The sequence below is a fragment of the Hymenobacter terricola genome (assembly GCF_017921975.2).
Taxonomy (GTDB): domain Bacteria; phylum Bacteroidota; class Bacteroidia; order Cytophagales; family Hymenobacteraceae; genus Hymenobacter; species Hymenobacter terricola.
In genome coordinates this window covers 51,416-68,865 of the sequence record NZ_JAGEMO020000064.1, presented here as the reverse complement: position 1 = coordinate 68,865, position 17,450 = coordinate 51,416, and the positions used below count along the sequence as shown (strand labels likewise).

Genomic DNA, 17,450 nt, shown 5'->3' with positions numbered 1-17,450 from the left:
GCCGCCCACCACCACGGCCCCTTCCAGAGCGCCTGCCAACATGCCCACCAGCGGCCCGGCCAGCAGCAGCGGGCCAACGCCCGGAATCAGGATGAAGGCGGAGCCCATCAACATGCCCCGCATGCTGCCCCAGAAGGCCCCGTTGCCGCCCCATTTCTTCATCCGGTCGCCCATGTTGCAGTAGCCCACCACATTTTCTTCGGCGTGGTAGTCGTGGCCCATGATGGAGAGCTGCTGCATGTCGAAGCCGTGGTGCGGGAGCTTCTGAACGGCTTCTTCGGCTTGCTCGTGGGTGTCATAGCGCGCGGTCATTACGGGGGAGTAATTCAGCTGAACGAGGCGGTGTTGAGGCACTGGAAGGAGAAATTTACCGAAAGCAATTGCCCCCATGCTTGCCCATTACCCGGCGGCGGTGGTCCCAGCAAAGTGGTGCTGTAAGATTACGAGGGTCAATCAGCCTGCTGCATGACCAACATCATGGTTTATATTGATTTTCAACAAGTATTCTGCCTTAATACTCATGGTTATTTGCCCGTAATTTCACCACTTTGACCTCCTTGCTCATGGCCCTTTCGCTGCTCGTTCTCACCGATTTTACCCAACCCGCCGACCACGCCCTGGCCTATGCCGACCGTCTGGCCGGGGCCGTAGGCGCGCGGCTGGTGCTGCTGCACGTGCGCCGCGACGCCATCCTGGACCCCGAGCAACTAAGCGGCACCCTGGCCGGCCTGGACACCGAAGCCATCCGGCTGGCCTTTGCCAGCCTGGAGCGCGGGCTGACCGCGCCCGCCGTGGCCGAAGCGGGCCACGGCCTGGTGGCCGAAGCCGTGGCGCGGGCCGTCCGGCAGCATCAGCCCACGCTCATCGTGCTGGGCCGGACCGAGGCGGGCAATACCCCGGACGAGCTGCTCACGCCCCTCGCGCTGGCCCTGTTGCGCACCATTCCGCACCCGCTGCTGGTGGTGCCCGAAAGCCCCGCCACCCCGCCCGCGCCCCGTCGCGTGCTGCTGGCCGTCGACGGCGAACCCTTCACCCTCGGCCCCTACACCGGGGCGGTGCGCCGGCTGCTCGATGCCCTGCCCGCCGCCCTCACGGTGCTGCACGTGTTGCCGCCTGGCAGTGCGGAAGAGCTTCCCCGCCAGGCCCTCGAATCGGTGCAGCGCACGGGGCTGGCCGATGATTTGACGGAACTCACCCGCCACCGCCGCGTGTCCGCACCGCACCCGGCCGAAGGCATCCTGCGGGTAGCCGGGTCGGCGGAATTCGACCTGGTCGCCCTCATTGCCCGTCCGCGCAGCTTCCTGGGCCGGCTGTTTCACCACAGCGTCACGGCGCAGGTGTTGCTGCACAGCCCCATCCCCGTACTGATGCTGCCCGCCATGGAGTAGCGCGGGCGCTTGGGGGCTTTACCAGCCGCCCCGGCCCCGCCGGCCTTTGGCAAGGCGGGCGCTGAGGCAGGAGCCCGACACGCAACGTGCCCGCCACCGGGTTGCAGCACGACCAAGCTGGTCCGGCGCTGCAACCCGGTGGCGGGCACGTTCACTGTCGGGCAGGTGCGGAGGACCTACAGGGCGTTCAATAGCTTGATAATTTGACGCTTGCGCTTGCCCAGCTTGGCTTGCAGGCGGCTCACCAGCTCGTGGCCCTTGCCTTCCACGTAGGTCAGGTCCTCGTCGGTGAGTTGGGTGTAGGCGTGCTGCAGCTTGCCTTTGAGCTGGTTCCAGTCGCCGCGCAGGCGCAGCCGCTGGTCGGTGCGGAAGTTGCGGAAGTGGCGGCGCCGCTCGACGCCTCGCTTGGAGTACAGCAGGATGCCAGTGAGCGCGCCTAAGCCGGCTCCGGCCAGGGCGGTAAGCAATACTTTACCGGTGGTGTTTTTGGGTTTTTCGGATGTCATGATAAGTGGACTAAAAAGTGGATACTGAAGCCGCAGGCCAACTTCGGCGCTGGGCGGTTGGGGTTTCAGCAAAGGTCGCGCCCCGCCCGCTGCGCCGCTTTGACCTTCAGCAGACCAACTGATGATGTTCGTCAAGTCCGGTAAAGCGTGGGACGCGCATTATGCCAAAGGCTAAAACAGACTACTTTACTCAACAACCGTTGGCATTGAAGCTGTTTAGGGAGTCTTCGAAATCACTCCGAACGTCATGCTTCGACAAGCGGACGCCAGATGAAGCATGACGGGGGTTATAACGCCAGCGTTTCGGCGATTTTCTCCACGTTGAGGCTGCGGGCGGAGGCGTCGAAAATGGTGCGGTACACGCCGCCCTGGGCGTAGAGGCTGCGGTGGGGGCCGTGCGCTACCACGCGGCCCTGCTGGAGCACGTAGGCGCAGTCGGCATCCACAATCTGGGCCAGGCTGTGGGAAATCATGACCACGGTGCGGCCCTTTTTGAGGGCGTCGAGGCTGGTTTTGATTTGCTCGGTGGTCACGGCGTCGAGGCTGGCGGTGGGCTCGTCGAGGAAGATGAGGGGCGGGTTTTTAAGGAACAGCCGGGCGATGGCAATGCGCTGCTGCTGCCCGCCCGACAGCTGCTGGGCGGCGGTCTGGTACTGGCCGGGGAGCAGCCGGATTTGCTCGTGCAGCTGGGCCTCGCGGGCGGCCTGCTGCACCTGCTCGAAGGTGGCATCGACCAACCCGTAGCCAATGTTTTCCTCAATGGTGCCCTTGAAAATGTGGTTTTTCTGAAGCACCAGGCCGATGTGCCGGCGCAGGGCGTGCAGGTCATAATCGGCCAGGGGGCGGCCGTCGAGCAGGATTTCGCCGCTCGCGGGCTCGTAGAAGCGGCAGAGCAGGTTGATGACCGTGCTTTTGCCCGCGCCGCTCAGGCCCACCAGCGCCGTGGTCTGGCCGGCGGCGACGGTCAGGCTCACGTCGTGCAGGGCCACCGTGCCGTTGGGGTAGCTGAAACAGACGTGGCGCAGCTCGAAGGTGCCGGTGAGAGAATCGGCTGGCGCGGAGCCGCTCACTTCCACGGCGTCATCGGCTTCGAGCAGGGTGAAGAAGGCGGCGGAGTAGGTGTGCACCTCGTTCAGCTCGTCGTACATCTGGTGCAGCTGGCGGATGGGGGCCGTCACGTTGTGCAGCAGCAGCACGTAGAACATGATGTCGCCGAGCGAGAGGCGGCGGTGCAGCACCAGCCAGGCCGTGGTGGCCACGATGCCCACCACGCCGAGCTGCTCGACGAAGGTTTTCAGGCCGTCGAAGAGAAAGTTGGTTTTGCGCATATTCAGCTGGGCCACGCGCAGCTGCTGTTGCAGAGCGTTCTGCTTCTGCTCCTCGTAGCCCTCGCGCACGAAGCTTTTGATGACCACAGCCGAGTCGATGAGGTTGAGCAGGCCGCCGTTCTTGTCTTCGCGCAGCACGCGCATGTCGTGGCGCGTGCTGCCCAGCTGCCGGCCCTGCCAGTAGCTCAGGCCGAAGTACACGGGCAGCAGCACCACGGCCGTGAGGCCCACGTACACATTGGCCGCGAACATGACCACCAGCGCCACTACGGCATTGGCCACCAGCGGCATAATGTCGATGAACAGGTCCTGCACCAGCTTCATGAGCGCATCCACGCCCTTGTCGAGGCGGGTCTGGAGCTGGCCGGTCTGGTTGTGGGCATCGGCATAAAACCCCAGGCGGTAGGAGAGAATGCGCCGCACGGCATCCTGGCTCAACGCGCTGGAGATGGACACCCGGATTTCCTCGCCAAAGTATTTCTGCCCGAAAATCAGGGCTACGTTCACCAGCTCCTTGCCCAGCAGCACGCCGCTCACCAGCAGCAGCAGGTGCGCGCCGCCGCGCACGCCCTGGCCCGTGCGCAGCAGGTGCTGCACGGTATTCACGGCGTAGCGCAGCACAAACGGGTTCACCTGCGCCGCCAGCGCCCCCAGAAGGGTGAGCAGCAGGGTGCCCGCCACCAGCCCCCGGTAGGGCCGCACGTAGGGAAACAGCCGCCGGATAATCTGCCACAAGCTCATAGTCAAGGAGGAATAAAGGGGCGGTGCAGCGCTCCCCTCACGGGAGGGGCAGCGCCGTTTTCCCTACTGCTCCTGCCAGGTAGGAATGCGGTCCTGCTCCACAAAATCGAGCACCAGGCCGAGTAATTGGGGCCGGGGGTAGGGGCGGGGCGTCAGGCCGAGGGAGTCGCCGGTAGCCTCCCCCAGCAGGGTGCGCAGGTCGCCGGCCTGGGCGTGGCGGAAGCCCATGGTCCAGGTGGCGAAGCTGCGCGTGGGCCACGGCCCCTCGCCCAGCACCCGGCAGTGGTGGTGGCGCGGGTCCGACAGGATGGCGTGGTAGTAGAGGTGCCGGACGGCGGCCCGGGGGCCTTCCAGCACTTGCAGGAAGCGGCCTTCGGGCGTGTGCAGCAGCACGCCGGTGATGTCGTGCTGCCGGTTGTAGGTGCGGGACTGGTGGAGCAGGACCTCCAGCGCGGCGGCTCCCATCGGCTCCATCCACTGGCTCAGATAAATAAGGTGGTACGGTTGCATGCAGAAAGAAGAAAAGGCGGGTGGCAGGTACTTACAACTGGTGCGGCGCGGGCTGGCCCAGGCCCCAGGCGTCGAGGCTGGCCACGGCGGCGTCGGCAATGTTGGTGAGGGCCTCGCGGGTGAGGTAGGCCTGGTGGCCGGTGAGGAACACGTTGGGGTAAGTGAGCAGCCTGGCGTAGGTGGCGTCGCGCAGCTGGTCCTTACTGTGGTTGCCAAAAAAGAGGCCTTTTTCGTGCTCGTACACATCAAGGCCGAGGTAGCCGAGCTGGCCCGAATCGAGGGCGCGCAGGGCGGCTTCGGTGTCGAGCACGCCGCCCCGGCCGGTGTTCACCAGCAGCACGCCGGGCTTCATCTGGCCCAGCGCCTGGTCGTCAATCAGGTGCTGCGTCTGGGCGGTGAGGGGCGTGTGCACCGAGATGATGTCGGCCTGGGCGCAGAGCTCGGGCAGCGTCACGTAGCGCAGGCCGAATTGGGCGGTCAGGTCGGGGTTGGGCTGCACATCCACGCCCAAGAGCTGGCAGCCGAACCCGTGCAGAATGCGCGCTACCACGCCCCCAATACGCCCCACGCCCAGGATGCCCACGGTCTTGCCGTGCAGGTCGAAGCCGATGAGCTCGTCGAGGCGAAAGTCGTTGGCCCGCAGCTGCTGGCTGGCCCGGCGCAGGTGGCGGCACAGGGCCAGTATCAGCAGCACGGCGTGCTCGGCGATGGAGTAGGGCGAGTATTCGGGCACGTTGGCCACGCGCAGGCCCAGGCGGTGGGCGGCGGGCAGGTCCACATTGTCGGTGCCGGCGGCGCGCACCACCACGTAGCGCACGCCGTGGGCGTGCAGCTGCTCCAGAATTGGGGCCGATACGTCGTCGGGGGCGAATACGCAGACGGCCTCGGAGCCCTGCGCCAGGGCTGCAGTGATGGCGTTGAGGCTGGCTTCGAGGAACAGCAGCTCGTGGCGGCCGGCATTGGCCTGCTCCAGAAAAGGGCGCTCGAAGGCCAGGGTGCTGAAGACGGTAACTTTCATAAAGACAGGCGGCGGGGAAATAGTAATTGCCCGGAATCAGGCCCCGCAAGGTTCCGGCCGGAGGCGGGCGCAACCCATGATATAAATCTGACTTTTGCTTGATTATTATCGGGGGGGGCAGATTGATTATTCAGGTTATTTGCGGGCAGCTGCTTCCGGACCGCCCCGCTACCGCGAAAGCTGGTTCGGTGCCCGCCGGCAAGCCTTGTTGCCAATTTGTTTCATCCAACAAACCGCTGAAAACCAATGAAAAATGCCGAAAAACAACTCCGGGACGCCCTGGCCGAAAGCCTGCAGCTCAACCTCGGCGGCCTGAATGAGAAACACACCAAAAAGCTGCAAAAAGCCGTGGCCCGCACCGCGAAGCAGCTCGCCCGTAAGTTTGCCAAGCTCACCGCCAAAGAGCTGAAGAGCCATAAAAAACCGGCTTGGGCACCTCACGCGCTGCCCAAGCCGGTCATCCGCGCCACCCGCACGGCCGCCAAGCGCCCGGCCACCGCCAAAACGACGATGGAAGGGTAGGCTTCGCTGCAAAAAAGCATTGACCCAGCGGCCCCGCTCTTTAGCTCCACGGCTCATGACTCGTAGAAAATTCTGGCCCCTCGTAGGCGGGGCGCTGCTGGCGGCCGGCGCGGCTACCGACTGGCTGGTGGAGCACCAGCCCGCTGGCCCCGAAGAGGCCCCGGCCGATGCGTCCCGGCCGGCCGTGCCGCTGGTGCCCGACGAGCAGGCCATCCTGCACCTGGCCGCGCTGGCCCCCAGCGGCCACAACACCCAACCCTGGCGGATAACGCGCCACGGGCCGTTCCAGTGGGTTATCGGCAACGACCCGGCCCGCTGGCTGCCGGCCGTGGACCCCACCCAGCGCGAAACGATGCTCTCCATCGGGGCCTTTTTGCAAAGCCTGGAGTACGCCGCCGGCCACTACGGCTACGCCTGCCGCTGGACGTTACTCGCCACCACCTACCAGTCGGCGGAGGTGGCGGCGGTCGTGCTCACCAAAACGGCCGGCCTCCCGGGCTTCGACCTGGCCCAACTCACCAGCCGCCGCACGGTGCGCACCGGCTACCGCAACGACGCGCTGCCCGCCGCCGCCGTGCGCGGCCTGACCGCCGGCGAACCCGGCTGCCACTACTTCGCCCGCGCCACCCCGGAAGGCCAGTGGCTCGATGCCCAAACCCTGGCCGCCAACCACCAACAAACCTACCGCGACCCCGCCGAGCGCGAACTGAGCCAGTGGATGCGGTTTTCGAACCGGGAAGCGGCGCGGCACCGCGATGGCCTCACGCCCGCCGGCATGGATATTACCGGCGTGGCCGGCTGGTGGGTACGCCACTTCTACACCCCCGCCACGGTGATGGAGGCCAGCTTCCGGGAACGCGCCCTGACCAGCGCGGCGCAGCAAGTGAGCGCGGGCGCGGGCTGGCTGGTACTCACCAGCCCCGACCGCGCCCCGGCCACCCTGCTCGCGGCCGGCCGGCGGGTGCAGCGCCTCTGGGTGCGGGTGCGGGCGCAGGGCATCGGGCTGCATCCCATGACCCAGATTCTGGAGGAAGCGCCCTTTGCCGGGCAGGTGAACGCGGCCCTGGGCCTGGCCGAACCCATTCAGTTTCTACTCCGCTGCGGCTACGTGGCCGATTACCCCAATCCTGTATCGGAGCGCCGGCCGGTGGCGTGGTTCGTGCACGCCGGAGCGGCCGGTTTGGGCACCGTCTAGGCGCTTGCCTTACAAGGATAACGTTCCGCATGAGGGGGTTGGGCCGCTGCTGTCCACCTGCCCGCGTTAGCGGGCCTGGCCCACGCGTTTCAGCGAGTCGGCCGTGGCGCGGGCTTTCTTCCTTGCCTGCTTGCGGAAGTAGCCGCGCAGCAGGAAGTTGTGGTGCAGGGCTTCCATGCTTTGGTTGAAGCCGGCCGTGCCCTGTTGCACGCTGCGCAGGCTCTGGCGCACCTGCCGGGCGGCGGCGGTATCGGCCAGCAGGGTGTGCACCGGTCCCGCGCCGGTTTGCACCTGCCGCTTCAGGCCGGTGAGGGTAGCCGCCAGCGTGTCGGAAGTGCCGGCCAGCTGCCGGGCGGCGTGCCCCAGCTGGCCGCCAAACTGCTGGTCGGTGAGCAGGTAGCCGAGTGGGCCCTGGCCCCGGCGCACGCCGTTGGTGAGCTGCACCGCGTTTTGCGCGGCCTGGCGCAGCTGGGCCGTGGTGGCCAGCACGTTGCCCAGGCTTAGGTGCACGGTGGCGGGCAGCTGCCGGTCGTTCAGCAATTGCCAGATGGCGCTGGTATCGAGCTTGGTCGCCATCCGGCGCAGGCTTTGGGTGATGACGGCCAGGTTTTTGTTCGAGATATCGAGGGTGCCGAGCATGGCGTTGAGGCTGGCTGGGGTGGTGGTGCGCAGCCGGTCGCCGGCCGCCACGGGCGGGGCGGGCGCGGGCTGCGCCGTCAGGTTGATGATGGTGTTGCCCACCAGACCATCGGTGCCCACGGTGGCCACCGCGTTCCGGCGCACGAAAGGCTGCGCGTCGGTATTCAGGCTCATCGCCACGCGGATGGTGCTGTCGTTCACGATGGTAATCCCTTTCACCGTGCCCACCGTGATGCCGCCCAGGCGCACGTTGTTGCCGGTGAGCAGGCCCGAAACGTTCCGAAAATCGGCCTCAATGACCAGGCTGCGGCTGAACAGGTTCTGCTTGCGGCCCAGCAGAAACAGCACGGCCAGCAGGCACCCCAGCCCCGTCAGCACGAACGCGCCGAGGCGAATAGAATTTCCGACAGGACGCTGGGGCATGGTGGGGAGTGGTAAGCGGTTAGTAATGAGTAAAAAGGCGGTCATGCCGAGCGTAGCGAAGCATCTCGCGTGGGGTAGGGATTCAATTGGTACAACGAAGCAGGCGAGATGCTTCGCTACGCTCGGCATGACGTTCCCTAGTGATGGACTTATTCTCACACGAAGAAGTCATGCACCTGCGGGTCGGCATTCGCCTGCATGCCCGCGTACGTGTCCTCCGCGTAGCAGCGGCCCTCAGAGAGCAGGGCTACGCGGTCGGCGGTGAGGCGCACGCAGGCCAGGTCGTGGGAGATGATGAGGGCGGAGGTGTTATATTTTTTCTGCACTTCGCGGATGAGGTGGTCGATTTCGCGGCCCGTGATGGGGTCCAGGCCCGTGGTGGGCTCGTCGTAAAGAATAATCTCGGGCCGCAGGATGAGCGTGCGGGCCAGGGCAATGCGCTTGCGCATGCCGCCCGACAGCTCGGCCGGCATCTTGGCGGCGGTATCGGCCAGTCCGACATCTTCGAGGGCCTGCTTTACCAGCTCTGCTTCCTGGGCCGGGGTGTGGGTCAGCCACTGCCGGCGCAGCGGGAAGAGCAGGTTGTCGCGCACCGTCATCGAGTCGTAGAGGGCATTGCTCTGGAAGAGGAAGCCCAGCTTGGTGCGCAACCGGTCCAGGCCGTTGTGGTCGAGGGCGGCCACGTCCTGGCCCAGCACCGTGATGGTCCCCGAATCGGTTTGCAGCAGGCCAATGACGCACTTGATGAGCACCGACTTGCCCGCGCCCGACTTGCCCATCACCACGATGTTCTCGCCCCGGAGCAGCGTGAGTGAGAAGTCCTGCAAGACGTGGTTTTCGCCAAAAGCCAGGCTGACGTTGGCAATCGTCAGCACTGCTTCGGCCGGATTGGCAGTGGGAGCGGCGGGCGGCGCAGGGGTGGGAGCGGGGAGCATGGCGGCCGGTTAATACAGCCCGAGCAGGCTGCTGATGAGCACGGCCAGCAGGTCGAGCAGGAAAACGGCCAGCGAGCCGGCCACCACGGCCGAATTGGCGGCCCGGCCCACGCCTTCGGTGCCCTTATCGGCATAATAGCCTTTGTAGCAGCCAATCAACCCGATGGCAAAGCCGAAGAAAAAGGTTTTTATCACCGCCGGCAGCACATCGCCGAAGGTGAGCCGCGCCACAATCTGGTTGGTGAACAGCGCCACCGTGGTCACGCCATTCGTGTTGATGCCCACGTAGGCGGCGAACAGTCCGATGGCATCGGAGAGCACCGTGAGCACGGGCACCATGAGCGTGGCCGCCAGCACCCGCGTCACCACCAGGTACTTAAAAGGGTTGGTGCCCGACACGCTCATGGCGTCAATCTGCTCGGTCACGCGCATCGAGCTCAGCTCGGCCCCGATGTTGGAACCCACCTTGCCGGCCACCATCAGCCCCGTAATGATGGGGCCCATTTCCTGGATGATGGTCATGCCCACCATCACCGGAATCCACGAATCGGCCCCGAACTGCACCATCGTCGGCCGTAGCCGCAGCGTGAGCACCAGCCCCATAATGAACCCCGTGAGGCCCACCAGCGGCAACGACTGGTAGCCAATGACGTAGCACTGGTACAGCAGCTCCTGCACCTCGAAGCGCGGCCGGAATCCCTCCCGGAAAACCCGCCCGGCAAACCGGGTGACGGTGCCGGTTTCGGCCAGGATGGAGCTAACGGACACGAAACGGGCGGATAAGGAGCAGAAAACAGCCTGGTGGATGCGTCATCAGCGGCCTGCAACAAAAAGTATCCTTCCCCATCAGCGGCCTTGATGACGCAACGCAGGCAATAACTTGATATAAATCAAGTCTCTTGACTTCGTTATGGATGACTTTTGCGGGGGGCGGCGCACTTGGGCGCAGGCGGCGCTCGGCATGATGTTCTAGTGCCTTTACGCCGGCCACTGCCAGGTGCGGATTTCCGGCATATCCTCGCCGTGGTGGGTGATGTAGAGCTTGTGCTCCACGAGCTTATCCTTGATAAACTGCTTGAGGTAGGCCCCCTTGTTGCCCAGGCTGGGCACGCGGTCGAGCACGTCGAGCACGAGGTGGAAGCGGTCGAGCTCGTTGAGCACGGCCATGTCGAAGGCCGTGGTGATGGTGCCTTCCTCGCGGTAGCCGTGCACGTGCAGGTGCTGGTTGTTGGCGCGGTTGTAGGTGAGGCGGTGCACCAGCCAGGGGTAGCCGTGGAAGGCGAAGACCACCGGCTTGTCGCGGGTGAAGAGGGCGTCGTAGTCGGCATCGCTCAGGCCGTGGGGGTGTTCGGTGCTGCGCTGGAGCTTCAGTAAGTCGACCACGTTCACAACCCGGATATTCAGCTCCGGCAGGTGCTCGCGCAGGATGCTGGCAGCGGCCAGGGCTTCCAGCGTGGGCACGTCGCCGCAGCAGGCCAGCACGGCGTCGGGCTCCTGGCCGGCGTCGGTGCTGGCCCAGGGCCAGAGGCCGATGCCCTCGGTGCAGTGCTTCTGGGCGGCGTCCATGTCGAGCCACTGCGGGCCGGGGTGCTTGCCGGCCACTACCACGTTCACGTAGTGGCGGCTGCGCAGGCAGTGGTCCATCACCGAGAGCAGGCAGTTGGCATCGGGCGGCAGGTACACGCGCACGATGCTGGCCTTCTTGTTGATAACGTGGTCGATAAAGCCGGGGTCCTGGTGCGTGAAGCCGTTGTGGTCCTGCCGCCATACGGTGGACGTGAGCAGGTAATTAAGCGAGGCCAGCCTGCGCCGCCAGGGGATTTCCAGCGTCAGCTTCAGCCATTTGGCGTGCTGGTTGAACATCGAATCGACGATGTGCACGAAGGCCTCGTAGCTGTTGAACAGCCCGTGCCGGCCCGTGAGCAGGTAGCCTTCCAGCCAGCCCTGGCACTGGTGCTCGCTCAGCATTTCGAGCACGCCGCCGGCCGGGGACAGGAATTCGTCGTTGGTTTCCACGGCGGCGTTCCACTGCCGGTCGGTGGCTTCAAATACCGCTTCGAGACGGTTGGACAGCGTTTCATCGGGCCCGAAAACGCGGAAGTTGCGCGGCTCCGCGTTTAGCCGCAGCACGTCGCGCAGGAACTGGCCGGTCACGAAGGTATCGCTGGCCTGCACTGCGCCCGGCGCGGGCACGGCCACGGCGTAGTCGCAGAAATCGGGCAGGCGCAAATCGCGCAGCAGCTGGCCGCCGTTGGCGTGCGGGTTGGCGCCCATGCGGCGGGTGCCGGTGGGGGCCAGCTCGGCCAATTCGGGCAGCAGTCGGCCTTCGGCATCGAATAATTCTTCGGGATGATAGCTGCGCAGCCAGCTTTCCAGCTGGGCCAGGTGCTCGGGCGGCGCGCTGGCCGACACGGCCAGCGGCACCTGGTGGGCCCGGAACGTGCCTTCGTTGGGCAGGCCGTCCACGGCAGCCGGGCCGGTCCAGCCCTTCGGCGATTTCAGCACCAGCACGGGCCAGCGCGGGCGGGTGAGGTCGCCGGCTTGTCGGGCATTTTGCTGAATGGCTTGAATGTCGGCCATGATGCGGTCGAGGGCCGCCGCCATGGCCTGGTGCATCAATTCAGGCTCGTGGCCTTCCACGAAGTAGGGCGTCCAGCCGTAGCCGCGCAGCAGCTGGTCGAGCTCTTCGGGGGTGATGCGGGCCAGCACCGTGGGGTTGGAAATCTTGTAGCCGTTGAGGTGCAGGATGGGCAGCACTGCGCCGTCGCGGGCGGGGTTGAGGAACTTGTTGGAGTGCCAGGCGGTGGCCAGCGGGCCGGTTTCGGCCTCGCCGTCGCCAATCACGCAGGCCACGATGAGGTCCGGATTATCAAACACCGCCCCGAAAGCGTGGCTGAGCGAGTAGCCCAGCTCGCCGCCCTCGTGCAGCGAGCCCGGCGTCTGCGGCCCCGCGTGGCTGGAAATACCGCCCGGAAACGAGAACTGCGTGAACAGCTTTTGCAGCCCCGCCGCGTCCTGGCTGATGTTGGGGTAGACCTCGCTATACGTGCCTTCCAGGTAGGTGCTGGCCACCACCGCCGGCCCGCCGTGGCCCGGCCCGGACAGGTAAATCATATTCAGGTCATTGGCCTTGATGACGCGGTTGAGGTGGGTATAGATGAAGTTCTGGCCCGGCGTGGTGCCCCAGTGCCCCAGCAGCATCTTCTTGACGTGCGCCAGGGTGAGCGGCTCGCGCAGCAGCGGGTTGTCGTGCAGGTAAATCTGCCCCACCGAGAGGTAGTTGGCCGCCCGCCAGTAGGCATTGATGCGGTGCAGCATTTCCGGCGAAAGGGGCGTGGCAACGGGGGCTTCCAGAGTGGTTTTGGTCGGCATTGGATTGGTTAATTTTAGCGAGGGGATTAATTGCCGGCTACCAGCCGAATGACGGTGCGGGCAGTCATGCCCCCTCGTCAGGAATGAGGGCGCAGTGCAGTTTACCGGCCGGCGGGCTGGAGTTGGGCCTGCGTGGCGCGGGTGTAGGAGCTGAACACGGCCAGCGAGGCCAGGAGCATCACCGAGAACATTATCGTGGGAGTTATCATGGAGGGGAGGGATTACAGCGTGGTTTGCTCGTTGCGCAGGTCGAACACGTTGCCGCCCGCTGCCCGCCGGTCGGGTGCTGGCTCAGGCCCGGATTGGGTGGACGGATGCCCGTAGTCGCCGTATTGCGGCGTGCCGTTATGGGCTTTGGCGGCTGACTCCGGCACGGCTGGGGTGGTGGGTGGCGGGAGCAAGGGCTTCTTTTTCATGGTTTCAGGATTAGAAATGAGCAAGCGAAAACGCCACACCTTGCGGTTGGCGCGTTGGCCATCAATTGGCGGGTGCCGGGCCGGTGGCGGCGCGCGATGATTACCAGCACATCGGCTCGCTGCGCGCTGGCTTGCTGGGGGATGCCGCTCACCACCGTTTTCTGATATACCTGGCTGCCTATAATCAGCGCACCGGAGTCCGGGGAGAGGTAGTGGTACCGATGAATGGGGGTTCAACCTGCGCCGGTGGGCTGGGGGAGGCGTACAGCCAGTCGTCGTAAGCCATGCACGCATCGGCTTCCTGCGCGCCCTGCCGCGTGCCGCCGCTGATGGACCACGCCAGGTCTTCGGCGCGGTGACGGTCGGGGCTAGGCTTCGATTCCATGACTGGCGAGCGTTTGGGGGCGGCTGAGTGGCGCGTTGACCAGTACCCGCACGTGGTTGTTCACTTCGTGGGCGCCGGCATCGCGGGCTTCCTCGGCCGCCCGCTGGCGGTCGGGCCAGGAATCGACGGTGCCGGTGAGGGTGGCGCGGCCGTTGGCAACTTGCACGGTCACCTCCTGGTCGTGCAGGCCGGCCGCCCAGCAGTAGCGCGCCCGGATGCGGGCGGCCAAGGCCAGGTCGGGGCTGAGCAGAACCGGGGCCGGCCCGGTGTCTCCCGGCAGCAGGACGGGCGATGGGGTTTCAGCCGCCGTAGCGGCCCTCACTACTTCCAGCCGGTTATTTACGTCGAGCACGCCGCTCGCGCCGGCCGCCAATTCGCCGGCATGTTCCTGCTCAAAATCCGTGGCAACCAGGCCCGTGAGCAGGGCTAGCCCGCTGTGCACCTGCACGCCGAATACCAGGTGGCCCACGTAGGGGTCGCGGGCCAGGGCGGCCGCAATGGTCAGGCGAATGTCCTCGTCGGGCACCCGCTGGGCGGGCCGCACTTTGAGCAGGTTGTGCACGCCCGCCACGCCCACGACGTGGCGGGCGTCCTGTTCGGCATCCTGCCGGGTGCGCAGGTTGCTCACGGTGCCGGCCAGCGTTACCACCCCGTCGAGCACCTGCACCAGCGTTTCCGCCGAGCGCACCCGAGGGTTGAAGCGCAGCGTGGCGCGCACGGCGGCGCCGATGGCGGCATCCGTTTTAGGGGCACATTTCTCGCGGCGGATTTCGCGGCCCAGCGCCCAGTAGGCCACAAACAGGTCGCGGGCATCCACGCGGGTAGCCCCGCTCTGGTAGGCGATGGCCACGAGGCGGTCTTTCTCGGCGGCCGTGCCCACCGTGCCCGACAGGTGCACCACCTGCTCGGTGGTGAGCACGAGCACCAGTGCCCCGTTCACGCGAATGTCCCAATCGAGCCGCTCCCGGATTTGGGTGGTGATTTCCTCGTCAGAATTCCGGATGGCGCCCCCGCGAACCATCAGCTGCCCGGCTTCGAAACCGCGCACTCCGCGCACGCCCTTCACCACGCGCAGCACCAGCTGTTTTTCGGCCCACGACTGCACCAGGCCGCTCAGCGTGGCCACGCCGTGGCTGGCCAGGCAGTGCACCTGGTAGTCGTCGGTGGCCGGGTCATCGGCCAGGGCGCGGGCCACGGCGTGCTGCAGCTCGGCATCGGGCACATCGGCGGTGCGCACGGCCAGGGCGCTGTGCAGGCCGCGCACCCCGCGCACGGCCAGCGCAATTTCCTCGGCCCGCTGCTGCGCCAGCAGGTTATCGGTGAAGCCGGTCAGCTCGACGATGCCCTCGCGGGTCTGCACGGCAATCAGGTGCGCAGTAAGGCCTTTTTTGGTAGCCAGCAGCGTCTTGATGGCGGCCGTGATGTCGGCATCGGCCATACACGCAGCGGAAGCGGGCGGCAGCAGTTGGGTAGTTTGCATGAGCGGGCGGAGTTGGGTGGAAAAGTGAGGGCAGGCTTAAAAGCCAGCCTTCCGCAAAGGTCCCCGCCGCTCCCTGTTCCCCCCATGACAAGAATTGCCGCATCGCATGATATCCGTCAAGTAGAGGGCCCCGGCCGGGCCCTGTTGCAATTGGTGGTATTCGCGATTGGTGAAGCCACTGACAGCCACGGCAGAACGAGTGGCAGCGGCCGGCGCTGTTGGAGCGGTTCTCCGGATGGTGTACAGTATCGGCGTTAAGTGTTCGCCGCCTGCCTGGACCAGGTGCTCGGCCCCACGCTGCGGCCCGGCAAAGTGGTCGTGCTCGATAACCTGCCCGCCCACAAAGTGGCCGGACTGGCCGAAGTGGTGGAAGCCCGCGGCGCACGCCTGCTATACCTGCCGCCTTACCCGCCCGATTTTAACCCCCATCGAACGGGCCTTCAGCAAACTCAACCCCTGGCTCCGCACCGTTCAGGCCCGCACCCGCGAAACCCTGGAAGCCGTCATCCAGACCGCTACGGACTGGATAAGCGGGCACGACGCTAAAAACTGGTTTGACCACTGTGGGTACCATGTACACTAAACTGAGAACTGCTCTAATTCAGAAGAAGGAATTCTATCTATAGGCCCAGGCTCTGAGCTGCGTTGTAGGAAACTACGTTGTTAAGCTGCGTGTAGCGTTCAATCATAGCGTCCGTTTTCTGCTTGGTCTGGTTTTTAATGGCCTTGTGGGACTGCCCGTTGAGCACGGCCACCGTCACAAACGATACCCGCAGGGAGTGCGCCGAGTAGCCTGGCCCGAGGCGCTTTTGCACCAGCTTGTTAATAGAGATGTCGGAGAGCCGTTTGTCTGATGGAATGGCCATCGGGCCCGGGGCTGCCCGCGGAATCTTGACGAACAGCGGCCCCGTGGTCCGGCCCAGCAGATTCAGCCAAGCCCTCAGGCACCGTACCGGGCAGAAATCCGCGTTGGGCGCGTAGAAAATGGCTTTGTCCTCCACGGCCCCGTACTGGTTGGTTTTGCTTTTAGCCAGGTGCACCAGCAAGGCCCGCTCGGTAAACTCCAGCTGCTCGATGTTGAGGTCCACCAGCTCCGAGCGCCGGAAGGCCCCCGCGAAGCCGAGCAGCAGCAGGGCCCGGTCCCGCAGGCCGGCCGCCGTTTCCAGGTCGATGCGGCGAATGGCCTGCTTCAGCTCCTCGACGGTAAAGGCCGGCGCCTGGTCCTGCCGCTTGCCCAGGGTGCGGGCAATGCCTTCCATCACGATGTTGAGCGCATCGAGCGTGGCCGGCAGCCGGTGGCCGGCGAGCTGATGGGCTTTGCGAATGGCGGCCAGGTGCCGCTTGATGGTGGCCAGGGCGTGCGGCCGGGTGAGCGGTTGCTGGCCCTTCTTTTTTCCCCGTCTGTTCTCGGGCGAAGCCTCGGGTTTCTCGGAAGCTAGGTGCGCCACATACTCGGTGAGCGTATCCACGTCGGCCGGCATTGCTTGTAAGCCGTGCTGCTCGCAAAAGGCCCCGTAGCTTTTCAGGTCCGAGGTGTAGGCCCGCTCGGTGTTCGCCGCTCCTTGCAGGCCGGCCTCTAAAAAGCCCGCGACTTTCGCGGAGGCCCGGGTCAGCTGCGCGCTGACCGGTTGGTTGGCGTTTGACGCCGGTACAATCGAAAGTTCTTCGTTCATGGAGGAGGTTTAAGATGGCGCAAAGGCGAGGTGAACCGAGCACAAACCAGACCGCGGGCGTATACCTTCTATATAGGTGCCGTAACCGGTCAAAAAGCACCCATTTTTGCCAGTAAAGATAAGTTATGATAAGTAAGCATTATCATAACTTGTTTTCAGGTTGCCCAAATTGGAGCTGACTACAGGAATGAAGCCTTATCGTACTTATAATCTTGTTTTTCTACTCCAGAAATGGCCATTGACAAACTTAACCCGCGGACTCGCCCAGTTTCGGCGGTGCATTCCTACACTAACTTTCGGTCGCCAATCGAACAGCCTATGAAAAAAGGACCCATTTTATCAACACCTACAATGAAACGAGTACCCTCCTTGCTAATTATTGCTCTCACCGCCCTGGGGGGCCTGGGTAGCTGCCAACGAATAAAACCCACGGCCAGCGTTCCGGCGACTACCCCTCAACCAACGGGTGCTACTACGGCGGCCGGCACCCAGGCCGCCGCCCGCACGGCCCTCACCCAGTTCCTGCAACAGAAGCCCAATGCGGCCGTCTTCCAGATTGACTCGGCCCAGTTTGTGGACGTGGACAACCACTGGCAGGTGATGGTGCCGCGCACCGACTGGGCCGGGCGCATGCCCAACGCAGCGGCTTTCGCGGTGGATAAGAAAACCGGCCAGGTGACGACCCTTTTTGTCAAGTAAGGGGCTGCCACAACCTGCCTGCTACAGTGCAAGCCGGGTAATAATCCGAAAAAAGCCCTCGCCCACCGGCGGGGGCTTTTTTCGTTGGCGGAAGGCGCTTTTTTCGGCCCCTGCCCAATCGTTGATTTGTCTGGTAATTTCAACCAAATGGTCCATTGACGGGGTGGTGGCAAGCCGTAATTTTGAGTATCAGCAGCGTAAAGTGTGGGTTGCTGCTACT

General features: G+C 64.9%; 17 protein-coding genes and 1 pseudogene. 5 read left to right on the top strand and 13 right to left on the bottom strand.

The features are described from left to right. Positions 1 to 312, bottom strand: a 312-nt coding sequence (locus J4G38_RS22700; protein WP_317198224.1) for a general stress protein, incomplete at its 3' end; no start/stop codon positions are given. A gap of 251 nt (positions 313 to 563) precedes the next feature. On the opposite strand from J4G38_RS22700, the gene J4G38_RS22695 reads away from it, so the two are divergent. Further along, on the top strand, positions 564 to 1,388 hold the full coding sequence (locus J4G38_RS22695; protein ID WP_210521181.1) for a universal stress protein: 825 nt from the start codon (positions 564 to 566) through the stop codon (positions 1,386 to 1,388). A 176-nt stretch (positions 1,389 to 1,564) separates the two neighbouring features. On the opposite strand, the gene J4G38_RS22690 is transcribed toward J4G38_RS22695, so the two are convergent. The 4 genes from J4G38_RS22690 to J4G38_RS22675 form a co-directional block, all read right to left on the bottom strand. Next, complete coding sequence (locus J4G38_RS22690; protein ID WP_226163699.1) at positions 1,565 to 1,894, bottom strand: CsbD family protein; 330 nt, start codon at positions 1,892 to 1,894, stop codon at positions 1,565 to 1,567. A 287-nt stretch (positions 1,895 to 2,181) separates the two neighbouring features. Continuing rightward, positions 2,182 to 3,963, bottom strand: coding sequence for an ABC transporter ATP-binding protein (locus tag J4G38_RS22685; protein ID WP_210521180.1), 1,782 nt, complete (start codon positions 3,961 to 3,963; stop codon positions 2,182 to 2,184). 63 nt (positions 3,964 to 4,026) lie between these two features. Beyond that, the gene (locus tag J4G38_RS22680; protein ID WP_210521179.1) at positions 4,027 to 4,473 is read right to left on the bottom strand and encodes a BLUF domain-containing protein; all 447 of its coding nucleotides are present in this window, start codon (positions 4,471 to 4,473) and stop codon (positions 4,027 to 4,029) included. Between the two features lie 31 nt (positions 4,474 to 4,504). Continuing rightward, positions 4,505 to 5,491, bottom strand: coding sequence for a 2-hydroxyacid dehydrogenase (locus tag J4G38_RS22675; protein ID WP_210521178.1), 987 nt, complete (start codon positions 5,489 to 5,491; stop codon positions 4,505 to 4,507). 246 nt (positions 5,492 to 5,737) lie between these two features. On the opposite strand from J4G38_RS22675, the gene J4G38_RS22670 reads away from it, so the two are divergent. Then, positions 5,738 to 6,013 carry a hypothetical protein gene (locus tag J4G38_RS22670; RefSeq protein WP_210521177.1) on the top strand — a complete coding sequence of 92 codons (276 nt, stop codon included), beginning with the start codon at positions 5,738 to 5,740 and terminating at the stop codon, positions 6,011 to 6,013. A 55-nt stretch (positions 6,014 to 6,068) separates the two neighbouring features. Then, positions 6,069 to 7,208 (top strand): Acg family FMN-binding oxidoreductase, encoded by a 1,140-nt coding sequence (locus J4G38_RS22665; RefSeq protein WP_210521176.1) that lies wholly within the window; start codon positions 6,069 to 6,071, stop codon positions 7,206 to 7,208. A 66-nt stretch (positions 7,209 to 7,274) separates the two neighbouring features. On the opposite strand, the gene J4G38_RS22660 is transcribed toward J4G38_RS22665, so the two are convergent. The 7 genes from J4G38_RS22660 to J4G38_RS22630 form a co-directional block, all read right to left on the bottom strand. Then, complete coding sequence (locus tag J4G38_RS22660) at positions 7,275 to 8,270, bottom strand: MlaD family protein (protein ID WP_210521175.1); 996 nt, start codon at positions 8,268 to 8,270, stop codon at positions 7,275 to 7,277. Between the two features lie 155 nt (positions 8,271 to 8,425). Continuing rightward, entirely contained in the window at positions 8,426 to 9,205 is a 780-nt protein-coding gene (locus tag J4G38_RS22655) for an ABC transporter ATP-binding protein (RefSeq protein WP_210521174.1), read from the bottom strand. 9 nt (positions 9,206 to 9,214) lie between these two features. Continuing rightward, positions 9,215 to 9,973 (bottom strand): MlaE family ABC transporter permease, encoded by a 759-nt coding sequence (locus J4G38_RS22650; protein ID WP_210521173.1) that lies wholly within the window; start codon positions 9,971 to 9,973, stop codon positions 9,215 to 9,217. A 210-nt stretch (positions 9,974 to 10,183) separates the two neighbouring features. Then, positions 10,184 to 12,577, bottom strand: coding sequence for a phosphoketolase family protein (locus tag J4G38_RS22645; protein WP_210521172.1), 2,394 nt, complete (start codon positions 12,575 to 12,577; stop codon positions 10,184 to 10,186). Positions 12,578 to 12,798: 221 nt separating this feature from the next. Beyond that, complete coding sequence (locus tag J4G38_RS22640) at positions 12,799 to 12,993, bottom strand: hypothetical protein (RefSeq protein WP_210521171.1); 195 nt, start codon at positions 12,991 to 12,993, stop codon at positions 12,799 to 12,801. 184 nt (positions 12,994 to 13,177) lie between these two features. Then, entirely contained in the window at positions 13,178 to 13,378 is a 201-nt protein-coding gene (locus J4G38_RS22635; RefSeq protein WP_210521170.1) for a hypothetical protein, read from the bottom strand. Continuing rightward, on the bottom strand, positions 13,362 to 14,858 hold the full coding sequence (locus J4G38_RS22630) for a BON domain-containing protein (RefSeq protein ID WP_210521169.1): 1,497 nt from the start codon (positions 14,856 to 14,858) through the stop codon (positions 13,362 to 13,364). Before J4G38_RS22630 ends, J4G38_RS22635 begins: the two co-directional genes overlap by 17 nt. Before the next feature lie 285 nt (positions 14,859 to 15,143). On the opposite strand from J4G38_RS22630, the pseudogene J4G38_RS22625 reads away from it, so the two are divergent. Then, positions 15,144 to 15,342: pseudogene (locus tag J4G38_RS22625) on the top strand (transposase); the annotation flags it as partial. Positions 15,343 to 15,478: 136 nt separating this feature from the next. On the opposite strand, the gene J4G38_RS22620 reads toward J4G38_RS22625, so the two are convergent. After that, the gene (locus J4G38_RS22620) at positions 15,479 to 16,531 is read right to left on the bottom strand and encodes a tyrosine-type recombinase/integrase (protein ID WP_210521168.1); all 1,053 of its coding nucleotides are present in this window, start codon (positions 16,529 to 16,531) and stop codon (positions 15,479 to 15,481) included. A 351-nt stretch (positions 16,532 to 16,882) separates the two neighbouring features. Between J4G38_RS22620 and J4G38_RS22615 the strand changes: the two genes are divergently transcribed. After that, complete coding sequence (locus J4G38_RS22615) at positions 16,883 to 17,230, top strand: hypothetical protein (RefSeq protein WP_210521167.1); 348 nt, start codon at positions 16,883 to 16,885, stop codon at positions 17,228 to 17,230. The last annotated feature ends 220 nt before the right edge of the window (positions 17,231 to 17,450 follow it).

Bases quoted from the DNA above. Each gene is read 5' to 3' on its own strand.
- J4G38_RS22635 (WP_210521170.1), bottom strand. From the start codon at position 13,378: ATGGAATCGAAGCCTAGCCCCGACCGTCACCGCGCCGAAGACCTGGCG.
- J4G38_RS22690 (WP_226163699.1), bottom strand. From the start codon at position 1,894: ATGACATCCGAAAAACCCAAAAACACCACCGGTAAAGTATTGCTTACC.
- J4G38_RS22685 (WP_210521180.1), bottom strand. From the start codon at position 3,963: ATGAGCTTGTGGCAGATTATCCGGCGGCTGTTTCCCTACGTGCGGCCC.
- J4G38_RS22630 (WP_210521169.1), bottom strand. From the start codon at position 14,858: ATGCAAACTACCCAACTGCTGCCGCCCGCTTCCGCTGCGTGTATGGCC.
- J4G38_RS22695 (WP_210521181.1), top strand. From the start codon at position 564: ATGGCCCTTTCGCTGCTCGTTCTCACCGATTTTACCCAACCCGCCGAC.
- J4G38_RS22620 (WP_210521168.1), bottom strand. From the start codon at position 16,531: ATGAACGAAGAACTTTCGATTGTACCGGCGTCAAACGCCAACCAACCG.
- J4G38_RS22640 (WP_210521171.1), bottom strand. From the start codon at position 12,993: ATGAAAAAGAAGCCCTTGCTCCCGCCACCCACCACCCCAGCCGTGCCG.
- J4G38_RS22680 (WP_210521179.1), bottom strand. From the start codon at position 4,473: ATGCAACCGTACCACCTTATTTATCTGAGCCAGTGGATGGAGCCGATG.
- J4G38_RS22645 (WP_210521172.1), bottom strand. From the start codon at position 12,577: ATGCCGACCAAAACCACTCTGGAAGCCCCCGTTGCCACGCCCCTTTCG.
- J4G38_RS22655 (WP_210521174.1), bottom strand. From the start codon at position 9,205: ATGCTCCCCGCTCCCACCCCTGCGCCGCCCGCCGCTCCCACTGCCAAT.
- J4G38_RS22615 (WP_210521167.1), top strand. From the start codon at position 16,883: ATGAAACGAGTACCCTCCTTGCTAATTATTGCTCTCACCGCCCTGGGG.
- J4G38_RS22675 (WP_210521178.1), bottom strand. From the start codon at position 5,491: ATGAAAGTTACCGTCTTCAGCACCCTGGCCTTCGAGCGCCCTTTTCTG.
- J4G38_RS22670 (WP_210521177.1), top strand. From the start codon at position 5,738: ATGAAAAATGCCGAAAAACAACTCCGGGACGCCCTGGCCGAAAGCCTG.
- J4G38_RS22665 (WP_210521176.1), top strand. From the start codon at position 6,069: ATGACTCGTAGAAAATTCTGGCCCCTCGTAGGCGGGGCGCTGCTGGCG.
- J4G38_RS22660 (WP_210521175.1), bottom strand. From the start codon at position 8,270: ATGCCCCAGCGTCCTGTCGGAAATTCTATTCGCCTCGGCGCGTTCGTG.